18 protein-coding genes are annotated in these 15556 nt (G+C 56.8%); all 18 read left to right on the top strand.

Translation table 11 applies throughout. The features are described from left to right. Positions 1-5: 5 nt before the first annotated feature. Positions 6-344 carry a phage tail protein gene (locus ACQRBT_RS03330; protein WP_104995662.1) on the top strand — a complete coding sequence of 113 codons (339 nt, stop codon included), beginning with the start codon at positions 6-8 and terminating at the stop codon, positions 342-344. A gap of 60 nt (positions 345-404) precedes the next feature. After that, positions 405-1088: a phage minor tail protein L gene (locus ACQRBT_RS03325; RefSeq protein WP_104995663.1), complete on the top strand. Its 684-nt coding sequence runs from the start codon at positions 405-407 to the stop codon at positions 1086-1088. Between the two features lie 2 nt (positions 1089-1090). Further along, complete coding sequence (locus tag ACQRBT_RS03320; protein WP_161549893.1) at positions 1091-1864, top strand: C40 family peptidase; 774 nt, start codon at positions 1091-1093, stop codon at positions 1862-1864. Positions 1865-1897: 33 nt separating this feature from the next. Beyond that, a complete protein-coding gene (locus tag ACQRBT_RS03315) occupies positions 1898-2530 on the top strand; it encodes a tail assembly protein (protein WP_412046690.1) in 633 nt (210 codons plus the stop codon). A gap of 14 nt (positions 2531-2544) precedes the next feature. Beyond that, complete coding sequence (locus ACQRBT_RS03310; RefSeq protein WP_104995666.1) at positions 2545-3153, top strand: tail assembly protein; 609 nt, start codon at positions 2545-2547, stop codon at positions 3151-3153. A gap of 60 nt (positions 3154-3213) precedes the next feature. After that, positions 3214-7068, top strand: a complete 3855-nt coding sequence (locus ACQRBT_RS03305; protein WP_412046689.1) for a phage tail protein — start codon at positions 3214-3216, stop codon at positions 7066-7068. A gap of 335 nt (positions 7069-7403) precedes the next feature. After that, positions 7404-8111: a hypothetical protein gene (locus ACQRBT_RS03300; protein WP_412046688.1), complete on the top strand. Its 708-nt coding sequence runs from the start codon at positions 7404-7406 to the stop codon at positions 8109-8111. Between the two features lie 816 nt (positions 8112-8927). After that, positions 8928-9923, top strand: coding sequence for a pyocin knob domain-containing protein (locus ACQRBT_RS03295; protein WP_412046687.1), 996 nt, complete (start codon positions 8928-8930; stop codon positions 9921-9923). Then, positions 9920-10276, top strand: a complete 357-nt coding sequence (locus ACQRBT_RS03290; protein WP_412046686.1) for a hypothetical protein — start codon at positions 9920-9922, stop codon at positions 10274-10276. Before ACQRBT_RS03295 ends, ACQRBT_RS03290 begins: the two co-directional genes overlap by 4 nt. Further along, on the top strand, positions 10269-10481 hold the full coding sequence (locus ACQRBT_RS03285; RefSeq protein WP_104995672.1) for a hypothetical protein: 213 nt from the start codon (positions 10269-10271) through the stop codon (positions 10479-10481). Before ACQRBT_RS03290 ends, ACQRBT_RS03285 begins: the two co-directional genes overlap by 8 nt. Positions 10482-10633: 152 nt before the next feature. After that, entirely contained in the window at positions 10634-11641 is a 1008-nt protein-coding gene (locus tag ACQRBT_RS03280) for a hypothetical protein (RefSeq protein WP_412046685.1), read from the top strand. Then, complete coding sequence (locus ACQRBT_RS03275) at positions 11638-11991, top strand: hypothetical protein (RefSeq protein WP_412046684.1); 354 nt, start codon at positions 11638-11640, stop codon at positions 11989-11991. The genes ACQRBT_RS03280 and ACQRBT_RS03275 overlap by 4 nt, the downstream gene beginning before the upstream one ends. Then, entirely contained in the window at positions 11984-12175 is a 192-nt protein-coding gene (locus tag ACQRBT_RS03270) for a hypothetical protein (protein ID WP_104995675.1), read from the top strand. The genes ACQRBT_RS03275 and ACQRBT_RS03270 overlap by 8 nt, the downstream gene beginning before the upstream one ends. Beyond that, complete coding sequence (locus ACQRBT_RS03265) at positions 12172-12723, top strand: glycoside hydrolase family 19 protein (RefSeq protein ID WP_412046683.1); 552 nt, start codon at positions 12172-12174, stop codon at positions 12721-12723. Before ACQRBT_RS03270 ends, ACQRBT_RS03265 begins: the two co-directional genes overlap by 4 nt. Next, positions 12711-13190, top strand: a complete 480-nt coding sequence (locus tag ACQRBT_RS03260) for a lysis system i-spanin subunit Rz (RefSeq protein WP_412046682.1) — start codon at positions 12711-12713, stop codon at positions 13188-13190. The genes ACQRBT_RS03265 and ACQRBT_RS03260 overlap by 13 nt, the downstream gene beginning before the upstream one ends. 81 nt (positions 13191-13271) lie before the next feature. Next, positions 13272-13772, top strand: a complete 501-nt coding sequence (locus tag ACQRBT_RS03255) for a CinA family protein (RefSeq protein WP_060753978.1) — start codon at positions 13272-13274, stop codon at positions 13770-13772. 83 nt (positions 13773-13855) lie between these two features. Then, entirely contained in the window at positions 13856-14914 is a 1059-nt protein-coding gene (gene recA, locus ACQRBT_RS03250; RefSeq protein WP_123714828.1) for a recombinase RecA, read from the top strand. An 8-nt stretch (positions 14915-14922) separates the two neighbouring features. Further along, on the top strand, positions 14923-15396 hold the full coding sequence (gene recX / locus ACQRBT_RS03245; protein WP_412046681.1) for a recombination regulator RecX: 474 nt from the start codon (positions 14923-14925) through the stop codon (positions 15394-15396). Positions 15397-15556 lie beyond the last annotated feature (160 nt).

Here is a 15556-nt window from a genome sequence, read left to right as displayed (position 1 = left end):
AACACATGAGTACAGAAACCTTCACCTGGGAGCCCAAAGTCGAGCCTGTCGGCAGCGTTGAATTTCGCCTTAAATCGGCCAAGTTTGGCGACGGCTATCAGCAAACAGCGGCTGACGGAATCAACAACAAGACCGAGTCTTGGCCACTGACGTTCGTCGGCGACGAGGCGCGGATCAGGGCGATTGCGACGTTCCTTGACCGTCATGCCGGTGCCAGGGCGTTCAGTTGGACCGCGCCGTTGGCCTCGCCTGGGCTGTATCGCTGCAAAGGGTATCAACCGACACCGCTGGGCGCCGGGATCTACTCCCTGACAGCGACGTTCGAGCAGGCCTTCCACCCCTAGCGTCTCAAGCGACGCTCGACACCCCGCGATCCGCGGGGTTTTCTTTGCCCGGAGATTTATATGTCCATCACCGCAGATATCCAGACCCTGGAGCCCGGGGCCTGGGTGGAGCTTTTCGAGCTCGATGCCACCGCCCTTGGCGCCGAGTTGTACCGCTTTCACGGTTATCCCCAGGAGTCATCGATCTTCTGGCAGGGCCACGAGTATTCACCCTGGCCGATCCAGGCCGAAGGCTTTGAAATGTCGGGGCAGGGTACACAACCCACGCCAACGCTGGCCGTGGGCAACGTTGGCGGTTTCATTACGGCGCTGGTGTTGTATTTCGAGGATCTCGTGGGGGCGCGGCTGATTCGCCATCGCACCCTGGGCAAGTATCTCGACGGCCAGCCCGAAGCAGACCCCGAAGAGGAGTTGCCGCCGGACATCTGGTACGTCGAGCGCAAGGTCGCGGAAAGCAATGAGACCGTGAAGTTCGAGCTGGCCAGTGCGCTGGACTTCAACGGTGTACAACTGCCGCGCCGGCAGATCGTCGCCAACGTGTGTTGGTGGCTCAGCTGCGGCGGCTATCGTGGCCCCTATTGCGGCTACAACGGCGGGCCGGTGGCGGATACCAATGACGTGATCGTCACGGATGCGGCCAAGGATAAGTGCGGTGGGCGGTTGACCAGTTGCAAGCTGCGTTTCGGCGAGAACAATCCACTGCCTTACGGTTCCTTTCCGGCAGCGGGCCTGTTGCGGAGTTGAACATGAACAAGATCAACCTGGCGGCGATCTCCCGGCATGCCGTGGCCGACTACCCGCATGAGTGCTGCGGCCTGCTGATTCGTGAAGGGCGCAAGCGTGTGTATGTGCCGTGTCGCAACACGGCGAGTACCCCGAGCGAACACTTTCGACTCGCGCCCGAAGACTATGCCGCCGCCGAAGAGCGCGGCGAAATCCTCGCAGTAGTGCACAGCCATCCGGATTGCCCGGCGACGCCCAGTGAAGCGGACCGCGTGGCGTGCGAAGCCTCCGGGTTGCCTTGGCACATTGTCGAAGTACGCGCCGGTGACGATGGGCAGGTCCGCATCGGGGAGTGGGCCAGTTGTACACCGAACGGTTACCAGGCACCCCTGATCGGTCGTGCTTTTGCCCACGGTGTGCATGACTGCCTGAGCATCATCCTTGACTACTACCGCCGCGAGTTGGGCATCGAGCTGGGTGACTATCAGCGCGAGGACGGCTGGTGGGACAAAGGCGGCAATCTCTATCTGGACAACCTGCCTGCCGCCGGCTTTATCCAGGTCAGTCAGTTGCAGCAAGGTGACATTGTGCTGATGCAGATTCGCTCGCCGGTACCGAACCACGCCGCGATCTACCTGGCTGACGGTGTGCTGCAAAGCGAACCCGAACATTACCCGGCGCCAGGCTCGATCCTGCATCACCTCTATGGTCGCGACAGCAAGCGCGACACCTATGGTGGCTATTGGGGCGAGGTAACGGTCAGCATTTGGCGCCATCGTCAGCGGTTAAAACACTAATCACAGGGGCGTTTCATTCGCCTGGAGGATGCCATGCATCAAGAAAAAGTCAGGACGGTGCGCCTCTACGGCAGCCTGGGCGCCAGTTTCGGGCGCGTGCATCGATTGGCGGTCAGAAACGCATCGGAGGCCATTCATGCGTTGTGCATTCTGGTGCCGGGGTTTGAGCGTTTCCTGATGGAGTCCAAGGATCTGGGGGTGACTTATTCGATCTTCCTGGGCCGGGAAAATATCGGTCCCGATCGTCTCAAGGCACCTTCCGGCGCGTTGGATATCCGCATCGCACCCGTGCTGATGGGCAGCAAGCGCGCGGGGTCGATGCAGACCATTATCGGGGTCGCGTTGATTGTGGCCGCGTCCTACTTCTCGGGCGGCCTTGCGGCGTCCAATGGTACTTCGACATTGATCGGTGCTACGTCCACCACCGGCTGGACCTTCGCCGCGAACATCGGCATTTCCATGGCCATGGGCGGCGCCATGCAGTTGATGTCCCCGATGCCCAAGGGCCTGGGCACCATGGATCGCCCGGAAAACCGGCCCAGTTACAGCTTCAACGGCCCCGTGAATACCAGCATCCAAGGCAGCCCCGTGGGTTTGTTGTATGGCGAGCTGACGGTGGGCAGTGCGGTCGTGAGTGCTGGGATCTATGCGCAGGATCAGCTATGACCAGGAGAGCAATCATGGCCGCTACAGTCGAACAACACACGATGCGAACGGTCTTGTTATCAGGTTCGCTCGCCAGGCTTTTCGGTCGAGAGCATCGCGTGACCACCTCCGGCGGTTTCAGGGATGTGATGGGCTATTTCAAGCAGTTTCCCGGCTTTGAACGCTACATGCTGCAGAGCGCGGACAAAGGGCTGCGTTTCGCCGTATTCAATGGCAAGCGCAACATCGCAGAGGATGATATCCAGAAGCCGCTCGGCAAGGACGTGATCCGTATCGCTCCTGTGTTGACCGGCTCAAAGCGTGCCGGTGGGTTGCAGACCATCATTGGTGCCGTGCTGATCGCCGTGGCGTATTACAACCCGTTTGGTTTTATCACCGGTCCCGCCGCCAGCATGATGATGATGGCAGGCGCGTCCATGGCGATGGGCGGCGTCATGCAAATGTTGTCGCCGCCGCCCAAAGGGCTTTCAGCCCAGGACAGTCCCGACAACCGCCCGAGCTACAGCTTCAACGGCCCGGTCAACACCAACGCTCAGGGCAATCCGGTTGGCCTGCTCTATGGGCAGTTGATCGTTGGGAGCTGCGTGATCAGCGCCGGGATCTACGCCCAAGATCAACTCTAACGTTCTTCCTCTTCAACCAGCCCGCCACTGTGCGGGCTTTATTTCGCCTGAAGGAAAGCCATGACTGACTTCACTCTCGCTGGCAGCAAAGGCGGCGCTTCCAAGCCCCGTCCCTCCGTGGAGGCGCCAGACAGCCTGCAAAGTACGGCCTATGCCCGTATCCTCGATCTCGTCAGCGAAGGCGAGATTGTCGGTTTGAAAAACGATAAGCGCTCGGTGTTCCTCGACGAGACGCCACTGGCCAACGCCGATGGCAGCCTCAACTTCAGTGGCGTGACCCTCGATACGCGCAACGGTAGCCAGGACCAGACTCATATCCCGGGTTTCCCCGCGGTGGAGAACGAAAGCCCGGTATCCATTGAGCTGCGCAGCGACCAGCCCTGGACCAAGTCCTATTCCAACCTGCAACTGTCGGCGGTGCGTGTGCGCCTGGCGGTCACGCGGCTTTCGCAGACCAACACCAGTAACGGCGATACCAACGGCTACACCGTGCAGTACGCTATCGATCTGTCCACCGATGGCGGCGCCTTCGTGCAGGTGCTGGCGGCGGCGTTCAGCGGCAAGACCACCACCAAATACGAGCGCTCCCACCGCGTTGACCTGCCGCCCGCCAAGAGTGGTTGGACCCTGCGCGTGCGTCGAATCACGCCGAACTCCACCAGCGGTGCGATTGCCGATACCACCACTGTGGAATCCTCCACCGAAGTGATTGACGCCAAACTGCGCTACCCGGGCTCGGCGCTGATCGGCCTGCAATTTGATGCCGCACAATTTCAATCGATCCCGTCACGCTCTTTCGAACTGCGCGGCCGGATCATCAAGGTGCCGAGCAACTATGATCCACAAACCCGCGTATATGCCGGTGTGTGGGACGGCACCTTCAAATCCGCCTGGACCGACAACCCGGCCTGGATCTACTACGACCTGCTGCTGCACCAGCGTTATGGCCTCGGCCACCTGCTCAACGCCGGCCAAGTGGATAAATGGGAGCTGTACCGCATCGGCCAGTACTGCGACCAACCGGTGTCCGACGGCAAGGGCGGTACCGAACCGCGTTTCACCTGCAACCTGTACCTGTCAGTGCGTGCCGATGCATTGAAGGTCCTGCAGGACTTGGCGACTACGTTCCGAGGCATGTCCTATTGGGGCGCAGGCTCGGTCATGGCGGTGGCGGACATGCCGGAAGACCCGGTCTACACCTATTCCAATGCTAACGTGATCGGCGGTCAGTTCATCTACGGTGGTTCAGCGAAAAAGACCCGCTACACCGTGGCACTGGTCAGCTGGAACGACCCGACGGATTTCTATCGGCAGAAAGTGCAATACGTCGACGACGCCGACGGCATCGCCCGTTATGGCATCCAGCAAACCGAAATCAGCGCCACCGGTTGCACGTCGCAGGCCCAGGCCCAGCGCATCGGCAAATGGGCGTTGCTGACCAATCGCCTGGAAACCGAGAGCGTGACGTTCTCGGTCGGCCTCGACGGCACATTGGCCCGCCCTGGGCAGATCATCCGCGTGGCTGACAACGATCGCGCCGGCCGCCGCATTGGTGGGCGCCTGCGTGATGCGACGCTCGACACCTTGACCCTGGATGCCGAAGTCACAGCGGCTGCAGGCGATACCATCACTCTGGTGATGCCCAACGGCAAGGCGGTTTCCCGAGTGGTCAAAGCCGTCAGCGCCAGCAGCGCGGATGAGCAACAGGTCGTGCTGCAAACCCGGCTCGACGCTCTGCCTCCGGCCCAATCGATCTGGGCAATCGACTCCGCGACCCTGGCGTTGCAACAGTTTCGCGTGCTGTCGATTTCCGAAGATTTTTCGGATAACGAAATCAAATACAGCCTCAGCGCGGTCAAGCACGTGCCGAGCAAATTCACCGCCATCGACAACGGCGCCAAAATCGACAGCCCGCCGATCACGGTGATTCCGCCCAGCGTGCAAGCGGCGCCCACGGGGGTGAAGGTCAGTAACGACCATTTTGTCGAGCAGGGCAGTGCGGTCAACGTGATGAACATCGAATGGCAGCGCCCTGCCAATGCCATCGCCTTCGAAGTTTACTGGCGTAAAAACGACGGCGAGTGGATCTACGCCGGTCGCACCGGCGGCACCTCGATTGAAGTTTCCGGCATTTACGCCGGGCGTTATGTGGCCAAGGTGCGTGCGATCAACGCGCTGGATATTGGCTCGTTGTACAGCGAGTCGATCGAGACCGTGCTCAACGGCAAAACCACCTTGCCGCCAACCGTCGCAGCGTTGACCACCGAGTCGTTGGTGTTTGCGATCAAGGTGAAGTGGCAGATTCCGCAAGACGTGAGTACGGCGGATTTGCAGCGCACGGAGATCTGGTACGGGAAGACTGCGGATCTGGCGTTGGCGACCAAGTTGGGGGATTACGCGTATCCGCAGACGGATCTGACGTTGATGGGGTTGGGCGCGGGTACTTCGCTGTTTTTCTGGGCTCGGTTGGTGGATCGCAGCGGGAATATTGGGGCTTGGTTTCCGACGGGCTCCGCAGTGCAAGGGCAGGCCAGTTCGGACCCTTCACCTATCCTAGGCTTGATTGCCGGACAGGTTGGCGAAACTGAACTGGGCAAACATCTCTTTGATCGCATTGAGCTGATCGATGGTTCTGGTGCTGGCTCGGTCAACAAACGCTTGGAAGCGACCCGCAAAGAGTTGGAAGGTCTGGTAGATCAAGTAACGGGTGCGCTGCTTTATGACCCGGAAAAAGTGTATGCCAGTGGTGATTTTGTGCGCCTGAACAATCACTTGTATCAGGCGCTCCAGGCGGTGCCCGCGAGTAATCCGCCACCCAGCTCGACCTATTGGTTAGACATCGGTTCATTGGCGCAGAACAGTCATGCGTTGGCGCTTCAAATTCGTCAAAACCAGGCAACGATCGAAACGGTAGATGGCAAAGTTACCTCCCAAGCTCAACAACTAAACAGCGTGAAAAGTAAGGTTGATGACCCAGTCATGGGGATTGAGGCCACTGCTTCAGTGCTCGGCGGCTTGAAGAGCCAGGTCACCACTCTGGGTGGAAAAATCATCAGCACATCGGAAAAGACCGATGGGGTATATGCCCAGGTCAATCCGAAGATGGCGGGTGATGATATCGGTAGTTTTGCCGGTGATGAGGGCTCTCTCGCGGGAGCGTGGTCTGTCATGTCGGCGATTGTCGAAGGTGACATTGCCCAGGCGATCAAGACGGACGCGTTGGAGGTCAAGGTCAATCAGAACCGGGCCGCCATTACCAACGTGGATTCAGCCTCGGCATCGCGTGATGACGCATTAGCCCAACGAGTGACGCGACTGGACGCAAGGGTTAACAGTAACTCTGCCGCCGTTGATGTTCAGTTAAGTACGTTGGCGAATGCAGACAAAGCGCTCGCTAAGAGTATTGATACAGTCCAGGTTAAAGTCGATCAGCAATCGGTAAATATTCAGACTAATGCTACTGCCATCGCCGACACAAAAGGAAAACTCGCTGCCAACTGGTCTGTCCGAATGCAGGTGACTGCTAACGGTAAGTATAAGTATGCGGGGATCGGGCTTGGCCTGGAAGCTGGAGAGTCTGGGTTGCTGGAAAGCCAGTTTATTGTCGCTGCGGATAAGTTTGTGATCCTCGGCGGAGATGGTGAGGTTAGTCCGTTTGCGGTAGAGGGAAATAATACGTATATCAATTCGGCGTTTATAAAAGATGGCTCGATTAATATGTTGAAGATTGGTGATGGGCTGCAGTCGTCGAATTACAGTATGGAGAAAAAAACTGGTTGGAGGCTGAGTAGAGATGGAGGATTCGAAATTAATGGAAACGTTGAAGGTGGGGGGTACCTGAGAATTACCAACCAATTGCTCGAGATTTTCTATAGCAATGATAAACCCTGCTTGCGTGCAGGTATTTGGTCTTGACGTGCTCTAGTTTTTATGGAGGTCAAAGGCTGCGATATTGAGGGGTAATTAATGCCTAATGGAATAGAGTTGTTAGCGCCAGATGGTCGTGTGCTGATGGATGGAACAGGTCGCTATCCGCGAGTGATTGATGTAATTGACCTTTCAGTGGTGTCCACTCCTGGCAGTCGTATTTATTCGTCAGTTGATTCAACTACGCTCAACTATATCTTGTATCAGGGGGGAGGTAGAGCAAGGGTTGTCAGCGTGTTAGGTAGCACTGTTGCCTGGAATTACGCTAATATAAATATCTACCGTGTTTTCTCAGGAAAGCCCCAATTGGTCGTGGTGTCGGGATGAGTGTTGGCATTGAGGCGTTTAATGAAAAGGGCTTCAAGATATTTGGCACGGACTATGTAAACCTCGTTCATTACGGTACGACTACGCTGACCGTGGCTGGTGGTGCATATATTATTATCGCCAATACGGTTGTCTATTGGGATGCCTATGCGGCAGTACCTAACGATGGTTCAACGGTACGTTTTTATCGTGCGAGTTTTCCAGTTGTAGAGCAAGGAGGTTTGGTTCGGGCACCAGTAACCAATATTGGTCAAAAGATTGAGTGCTATAGCTTTGGTCCCGTAAAGACGTTGGCGAAAAATACTCAAGGTGTTGAAGTGTGCGCCCCGGATGGGACGGTAACATTCAATTCAGGATTGCCTTTCTTGAAGTTGGTTGGTATGCATAAAGATCCACGGGGAGGTCTGCTAGGTATAAGTGGTGCGTACAGTTATGCTGAGCAGTCTACCGGGCTGACTGCAGCGAAAGTTGCTTGGTCGGTTGGGAGTCCACGTTATATTTGCCGGCAGCAAATGTTCAGTAATGGGAGAACCGATACATTCGAATATATCTTGGCCTGCCGAGTGGAAGATAACGGGCGTTATACGAATTATGCGACGCAGTATGGTCCGACCTATTCGAAGTCAGGATGGGTTGGGAATGCTAATCATGTTCCGCCAACGGGTGATATTCGTATTCTGGTTGCGGATGTTTCTGGACTTTAATTGATGATATTGATTTTTTATTTTGATTGTTTGCTTAAGTGTTTGTGTTTTAATTCAAGTTGGGAGTTTTTATGTCTAGAAAAAAATTAACTTGGGCTATTCGCCTAATGGGTTGGGAGGCGACACCCAGCGCAGCGCCAACGTAAAAATCAACGCCATGACGCAGGAGCTCTACAGCCGCGTCGAAGCACTCGGTCCCGCCGCAACCGCCACGCTGACCACGGGGCCTGACGACCACACAGGAATTGGTATGCCGGTCAGTCAGCCTATGCTTGTTTACAAATTCGATCGAATAATTCGACAGCTTTGAATATGAAGGTTCAGCTGCAAAATTTAGGCGACCTTTATGGCAAAGAACGAACGGTACGTGTTTTAGTATTCCTGTTTGAAAGTTCCCAATTGATAGGTATTACAATGCTTGATGTGCTTGGTGATAAATGGCCGGTTTTTCAGTGTTGAGTATTTCTAATGCTTTGGAATTGATAGGTAGCGAGCCCAGGAGTTGTTCTGAGTGTCGCGCTAACTTGTGCAGGTGACGCTACTACGACGCGTAGGTTTAAGGTCCATCTTACTACTCTGGATTAGCTGCTGTCGGCCAAGTCAATAGCAGCGGGTAGGCGGGACAAAACTTCCGGAAAAGTTATGACCGTTAAGTTGCAAAAGGACGGACAGCTTTATGAGTTGATTGTGGAACTCTCTGCGGGGAAGTCGTAGGTTCCGTCCCTGTGTCGCTACCTGCATTTTGAGCGAGTGAGTGACGTTTTTTCATGCCCGCCGTAGTGCGGTTTTTTTTTGCTTGATTTTTAGGGGCCTCAAATGGCACGACAAGAAATTGATCTAGGTACGCGGCCCAGCGGTGTGGGCGGCGACACTCCGCGTAGTGCGATGATAAAGCTCAATGCAATGACGGACGAGTTGTATAAGGGTGACGCATTGGCAAAGGCTAGTGGCTGGGGAGGAACTACCCCCATCGCCATGCAACCCACTGAAAGTGCCGATAACCTACCTGTTGTGAATGGGGTGTTCATGTTCGGCAATGGTGGTGTCTCGCTGCCATACCCCTACGTATTCATCATTCAAGTACTCTCGGGGTCGGGTGGCTATGTAAGGCAAATCGCCTATAGCCTTTTGGAGAACGTGACCTGGGAGCGCCAGTTCCTGCAGGGGGCAGCAGCGGGAAAGGCCTGGACGCAAGTCATCAAGGCAGGTGATTTTGGTGTAGGTGGTACGGTGAAGTTGTTGAGCACCAGTGCCGACAGCATACAAGCTACCGGCGAGTACTACGGCAATAACATTCCCGGGCCCAACGGCCCTAATAGTTATGGCTTTTTGTCGCACAAATATTTGTCGGCCGTGTATTCCTCCCAAGAGTGGGTCAACCCGGACACCACCAATACGGTGTTCAGGCGAGTCAATGCCAACGGCACTTGGACGCCATGGGTATGCCTGTACACAGGCGCCAATGCCGAAGGCGACCCTGTATCGGGTATCGGCCTGATGAGCAAAACAGTGGTCGGCGGCTGGAATATCAGTAAGTACATCAACGGCCAGATCTGCATTCAGGGCGTCAGTCCGGTCAGCGCGGTATTGCCGCCTAATCAGCCAACTGTGGTGACGGTTTCGTTGCCGGTGGCAATCGTACTAGGCAGTGGCAGTGTCTATGTGAATCCGCAGCCACAAATGACTTATGAACATTTCGGCGCGCTGAACTGCTATGTCAATGGGACCAGTGCGGTGGACATCATCATTAGAAATGGCTCGACAGCTCAAAGTTTTCAGAATGCCGTGACCGTATGGGGTGCGTGGAAATGATCAAGATCAAACTGTTTCCTTTCCTGACGGATGAGCCGCTGAAGGTTTCTGTGCGTGATGAAGTCATCACGATCAATGGCCAGGCTTTTGATCTTGCAGTCATTCCTGAAGGGTACCGGCTTCCGGCCAGTGCCATGGGCAGTGATTGCTTTGTTGATGACATAGCACGAATCAATGGCGATCTGGAGCTGACGCTTAAATTGCCGGTCAAGTGGGATGATCCGTCATCGCTGCGCAATCCCGCTGAACCCACGATCATTGAGGTGAGCACTGATGGGGCGGTTAAAGTTCCCACGTCGCCCATCTCTGATGTGCAGTCAACACTGCCTCTGGAGGAGGTGAGCCATGATTGATATCAGCAAGCTGGAAAAAATAAAGAGCGCTCAGGATCAGGCGGACGATCTGGCCCTGGAGCAGGCCCGTAGCTATCTGCGGGAAAGTGACTGGTACGCGCTCGCCCAGCTGGAAGAGGACACACCCATTCCAGTGGATGTCCAGGAGGCTCGAAATGCGGCTCGTGCCACGCTCTACAGGCTTGGAGAGAAGCGGCAACCGTGAGACTTGGCAGTATTCTTCGTACCCGCCTTGGAGCGGGTTTTTTGTTGCCCGACTATGGAGAGTCCAATGGCACGACAGGAAATAAACACCGGAACGGCACCCACTGGTGTGGGGGGGACACGCCTCGCAGTGCCAGTATCAAGATCAATGCAATGACTCAGGAGCTGTACGCCCGCCAGGCTCAATTGGGCACGGCTGCAAACCGCGATGCGGTCACTGACAGTGCCGACTTCACTCCTGGCCGGGTTTCAATGATGGGCCATGCGGGATGGGGTGGCACGCCCATTTCCAAGAGCTCAACTGACGATGCTAACGACTTGCCAAAAGTCAGTGGGCTGTTTGAGTTCGGTAACGGTGGGGGCAACTTGCCAAACCCCTATGTGCAGATCCTGCAAGTTGCCAACTCAGGTGGATATATTTGGCAAACCGCGAAGGCCATGCTGGATGAGTCGATTTTCATACGCGGTCGGCGCGGCGATGGTGCATGGTCACCCTGGCGCAGTGACATTACTTCGTCCTTGTTCGCTATTGGCTACGGGGCCGGCGCGGTGCCAGGGGAGGTGATGGGCCTCTCATCCGCGCAGACGGCTTCGCCAAATAAAGCCAATACAGGGTTGTACAGTTACTACCAACATCCGGACGGCGTTCCGGGGTTTGGTGCCATAAGCGTGCTTTCCCAGGCGTGGGGGCATGACCCCCAATGGCGAGCGCAGTTGTCGATGGCGGTATCCGCGGACGGTATTCATTTTCGCCAGTTCAGTGTCAACCCTGGGTCTGCCGCACCCAATTGGCGCAGCATTCTTCATAACGGCAACGCGATTTCCGGCGTGCTCAATGCTGGCCCTTCGGGTGCTTTGCCGATTAATTCCGGGCTCATCGAGCGTGGTGGTGCGCTCGACAACTGGTATTTCCGTTTTGCTGGTGGCCTGCAAATTTGTCAGCAGCGGTTTACTGGCTACACGGCTGGTGTCACACGCAACGTCGCATGGCTGGCGGGTTTCGCGGATACGCCTGTGGCGGTGTTTCACAACATCTACCCGACGATTGACTGGGATATGACGGCCAGGTGCTACGGCAATGTGGGTTCCTATTTCTTTATGTCCGACCGGACGCTGAACAATATCGTGACAGTGACAGCAATCGGGAGATGGCACGCATGATTATTCACCACGTTCCTTTTCGGCCTATTGGCACCGCGATTCCGACTACGGCCTTCGTCGAGGGTGAAATACTGATCCTGAATGACGAAAGGGTTGATCTTTCACTGATTCCTGACGGAATGACCCTACCCATGTCCGCAATTGGACATGAGCTATTCGCAGGGCCCGTGATCCGTCACAAAGGTGAGATCGAGCTAACCTTGAAACTGGCCGTCAACGCGGGTGCACCGGCTTACATGTGGCAGGCGGGCAGACTCCAGGTATCGGCCGGGCCTGTTCCTTTTCCAGTTGAGCCCATTGATCCATTCACCTACCAAGCCAAACCCCTGGAGCGCATGAGCGATGTTTGATCTGTCGAAGCTGGAAAAAAATCAGACACCTCAAGACCTCCAGGTACAGGCGGACTCGCGTGAGGCCCTCGCTTATCTCGCTTCTACCGACTGGTACAGCTTGCGATTCCTTGAGGAGAACACGCCTGTGCCCGAGGCGGTTCTGGAGGCCAGGGCGGTGGCCCGTGGCAAGGTCATCTCATGAAGCTAGATCAACTCCAGCAAGTCTTCCCACGCGCTCGCTCTCTAGCGGGCGTTTTCATATCCGCGCTCAATTCTGCAATGTCGAATCGGCAAATCAACACCCCCCAGCGAGCCGCTGCTTTCCTCGCTCAAATCGGTCACGAGTCCGGCGAGTTGCACTACGTTCGGGAGTTGGGCAGCGATCAATACCTGAGCAAATACGACACCGGCCCCCTGGCCTCCCGCCTGGGCAACACTCCCGAGGCGGATGGTGATGGCCAGAAGTATCGCGGGAGGGGGCTGATCCAGATCACGGGGCGCCGTAATTATCTGGCCTGTAGCCAAGCGCTATTCGGTGATGATCGCCTGCTGCAACAACCGCAGCTGCTGGAACAGCCGCGATGGGCTTGTGAGTCGGCCGCCTGGTTCTGGCAAAGCAATGGTCTCAACGAACTGGCCGACAAAGGTCAATTCACCACGATCACGCGGCGTATCAATGGCGGTCTTAATGGCCTGGATGACCGTTTGCAGCTGTGGGCGCGGGCGAAGGCGGTGTTATGCGTTTCCTAGGTGCACTGCGCTTGATCGGCGTGTGTCTGCTCATTGCACTTGTGTGGCAGGTTCAGTCTTGGCGATATGGTACTCAGCTTGAGCTGCAATCGGTTGCTCATGTTCAGGCGCTGAGCCAGCAACGGCAGATTGCGCAGGACCAACGGCTGGCTTTGGAGCAACAACTCAACGCCAACGACCAACAACACACCCGGGAATTAAGCGATGCCCAACGCAACCAGACTGCTTTGCGTGACCGCCTGGCCACTGCTGATATGCGGTTGTCAGTCCTTCTCGACGCCAGCGACCCCGCCAACGGTTGCGCAATGCCGGCCACCGCCACCTCCGGCGGCGTGGTTCATGCAGCCCCGCGAGCCCGACTTGACCCAGCGCATGCTCAAAGAATTATCGGCATCACCGACGACGGTGATAACGCCCTGATTGCCTTGCGTGCCTGTCAGGCGTATGTGCAGGCCGTCGCCCGGTAGTTTCTTGATGCACGCTGTAACTTGCATGGCCGATGGGCTCCTGTAGGGTAGGCGAACCCCCGCCCATCCCTGGAGACGACCGTGAAGGAAATCACTCAACTGGCTGCTGAACTGGGTCGCCGCTTGCAGTTGCTCAATGCCCACGTCACCACCGCCGAGTCCTGCACCGGTGGCGGCATCGCCGAAGCCATCACCCGGATACCGGGCAGTTCGGCCTGGTTCGAGGCGGGTTACGTCACCTATTCCAATCGACAGAAGACCCGGCAGTTGAATGTGCCGGAAGCACTGTTCCGCAAGGTTGGCGCGGTCAGCCAGGAAGTGGTGGAGGCGATGGTCCGGGGTGCCCAGGAAAAAAGCCTGGCGCGCTTTGCGGTGGCGGTCAGCGGGGTGGCGGGGCCGGATGGCGGCTCGCCGGACAAGCCGGTGGGCACGGTATGGCTGGCGTTCGGTGTGGGCGACGAAGTAACGAGCGAGCTGGCGCACTTCCCCGGTAACCGGGATGAGGTCCGCCGACAAACGGTAAAGGCCGCGCTGGAGGGCTTGATGCGACGAGCTGCAGCAGAAATAGAAAATCAGGGGTAGGCGATCTCGGATCTTTGTGGAACAATACTGTCTACTTATACAGGTGTTGGCCGCCAGGCCTTATTGATTACGTGAGGACTTTAATGGACGACAACAAGAAGAAAGCCTTGGCTGCGGCCCTGGGTCAGATCGAACGTCAATTCGGCAAGGGTGCCGTAATGCGTATGGGCGATCACGACCGTCAGGCGATCCCGGCTATTTCCACTGGCTCTCTGGGTCTGGACATCGCGCTCGGCATTGGCGGTCTGCCAAAAGGTCGTATCGTTGAAATCTACGGTCCTGAATCTTCCGGTAAAACCACCCTGACCCTGTCGGTGATTGCCCAGGCGCAAAAAATGGGCGCTACCTGCGCGTTCGTCGACGCCGAGCACGCCCTGGACCCTGAATACGCCGGCAAACTGGGCGTCAACGTTGACGACCTGCTGGTTTCCCAGCCGGACACCGGTGAGCAGGCCCTGGAAATCACCGACATGCTGGTGCGCTCCAACGCCATCGACGTGATTGTGGTCGACTCCGTGGCGGCCCTGGTACCCAAGGCTGAAATCGAAGGCGAAATGGGCGACATGCACGTGGGTCTGCAAGCCCGCCTGATGTCCCAGGCGCTGCGTAAAATCACCGGTAACATCAAGAACGCGAACTGCCTGGTGATCTTCATCAACCAGATCCGTATGAAGATCGGCGTGATGTTCGGCAGCCCGGAAACCACCACCGGTGGTAACGCGCTGAAGTTCTACGCTTCGGTCCGTCTGGATATCCGTCGTACTGGCGCGGTGAAGGAAGGTGACGAGGTTGTCGGTAGCGAAACCCGCGTTAAAGTCGTGAAGAACAAAGTGGCTCCGCCATTCCGTCAGGCTGAGTTCCAGATTCTCTACGGCAAGGGTATCTACCTGAACGGCGAGATGATCGACCTGGGCGTGCTGCACGGCTTCGTCGAGAAGTCCGGTGCCTGGTATGCCTACAACGGCAGCAAGATCGGTCAGGGTAAGGCCAACTCGGCCAAGTTCCTGGCGGATAACCCGGATATCGCCGCCACGCTTGAGAAGCAGATCCGCGACAAGCTGCTTACCGCAGCGCCTGACGTGAAAGCTGCCGCCAACCGCGAACCGGTTGACGAGATGGAAGAAGCCGACACTGACATCTGAAGCAAACGATGACTGTTGTACTGGATACACTCGTCGCCGTTCGGCGCACTGCAATGGACCTGCTCGCTCGCCGCGAGCATGGTCGAGTCGAGCTGACGCGTAAACTGCGTCAGCGCGGCGCAGAGCCTGAGATGATCGAAACCGCCCTTGACCGTTTGACGGAAGAGGGGCTGCTTTCCGAATCCCGTTACCTAGAAAGCTTTATTTCCTATCGAGCCCGTTCTGGTTACGGCCCTGCGCGAATTCGCGAAGAGTTGGGCCAGCGTGGCCTGCAACGTGCTGATATTGACCTCGCCCTGCGTGAGTGCGGTATCAGTTGGCAGGCGCAGTTGGAAGACACCTGGCGGCGTAAGTTCTCCGGGCATCTGCCGGTGGATGCCAAAGAGCGTGCGAAGCAGGGGCGTTTCCTGAGTTATCGCGGGTTTCCGATGGAAATGATCAGCCGCTTATTAAGCGGCCGAGATATGGACGAGCTGTTGTAGTGAGCGGGCTTGCCCCGCGCTGGGCTGCGCAGCAGCCCCAACAAGGACGCCACGGTATTTCAGGAAAAACGAGGTGCCTGGATTTGGGGCGGCTTCGCCACCCAGCGCGGGGCAAGCCCGCTCACTACACATGACCCGTTCTCATCTCACCGGTTAAAGG

Source organism: Pseudomonas sp. R19M (genome assembly GCF_050312585.1).
Lineage (GTDB): Bacteria > Pseudomonadota > Gammaproteobacteria > Pseudomonadales > Pseudomonadaceae > Aquipseudomonas > Aquipseudomonas palleroniana.
Note: the sequence above shows the minus strand (reverse complement) of the source record. Positions and strands in the feature narration are given on the sequence as shown.

Bases quoted from the DNA above. Each gene is read 5' to 3' on its own strand.
- ACQRBT_RS03330 (WP_104995662.1), top strand. From the start codon at position 6: ATGAGTACAGAAACCTTCACCTGGGAGCCCAAAGTCGAGCCTGTCGGC.
- ACQRBT_RS03325 (WP_104995663.1), top strand. From the start codon at position 405: ATGTCCATCACCGCAGATATCCAGACCCTGGAGCCCGGGGCCTGGGTG.
- ACQRBT_RS03320 (WP_161549893.1), top strand. From the start codon at position 1,091: ATGAACAAGATCAACCTGGCGGCGATCTCCCGGCATGCCGTGGCCGAC.
- ACQRBT_RS03315 (WP_412046690.1), top strand. From the start codon at position 1,898: ATGCATCAAGAAAAAGTCAGGACGGTGCGCCTCTACGGCAGCCTGGGC.
- ACQRBT_RS03310 (WP_104995666.1), top strand. From the start codon at position 2,545: ATGGCCGCTACAGTCGAACAACACACGATGCGAACGGTCTTGTTATCA.
- ACQRBT_RS03305 (WP_412046689.1), top strand. From the start codon at position 3,214: ATGACTGACTTCACTCTCGCTGGCAGCAAAGGCGGCGCTTCCAAGCCC.
- ACQRBT_RS03300 (WP_412046688.1), top strand. From the start codon at position 7,404: ATGAGTGTTGGCATTGAGGCGTTTAATGAAAAGGGCTTCAAGATATTT.
- ACQRBT_RS03295 (WP_412046687.1), top strand. From the start codon at position 8,928: ATGGCACGACAAGAAATTGATCTAGGTACGCGGCCCAGCGGTGTGGGC.
- ACQRBT_RS03290 (WP_412046686.1), top strand. From the start codon at position 9,920: ATGATCAAGATCAAACTGTTTCCTTTCCTGACGGATGAGCCGCTGAAG.
- ACQRBT_RS03285 (WP_104995672.1), top strand. From the start codon at position 10,269: ATGATTGATATCAGCAAGCTGGAAAAAATAAAGAGCGCTCAGGATCAG.
- ACQRBT_RS03280 (WP_412046685.1), top strand. From the start codon at position 10,634: ATGACTCAGGAGCTGTACGCCCGCCAGGCTCAATTGGGCACGGCTGCA.
- ACQRBT_RS03275 (WP_412046684.1), top strand. From the start codon at position 11,638: ATGATTATTCACCACGTTCCTTTTCGGCCTATTGGCACCGCGATTCCG.
- ACQRBT_RS03270 (WP_104995675.1), top strand. From the start codon at position 11,984: ATGTTTGATCTGTCGAAGCTGGAAAAAAATCAGACACCTCAAGACCTC.
- ACQRBT_RS03265 (WP_412046683.1), top strand. From the start codon at position 12,172: ATGAAGCTAGATCAACTCCAGCAAGTCTTCCCACGCGCTCGCTCTCTA.
- ACQRBT_RS03260 (WP_412046682.1), top strand. From the start codon at position 12,711: ATGCGTTTCCTAGGTGCACTGCGCTTGATCGGCGTGTGTCTGCTCATT.
- recA (WP_123714828.1), top strand. From the start codon at position 13,856: ATGGACGACAACAAGAAGAAAGCCTTGGCTGCGGCCCTGGGTCAGATC.
- recX (WP_412046681.1), top strand. From the start codon at position 14,923: ATGACTGTTGTACTGGATACACTCGTCGCCGTTCGGCGCACTGCAATG.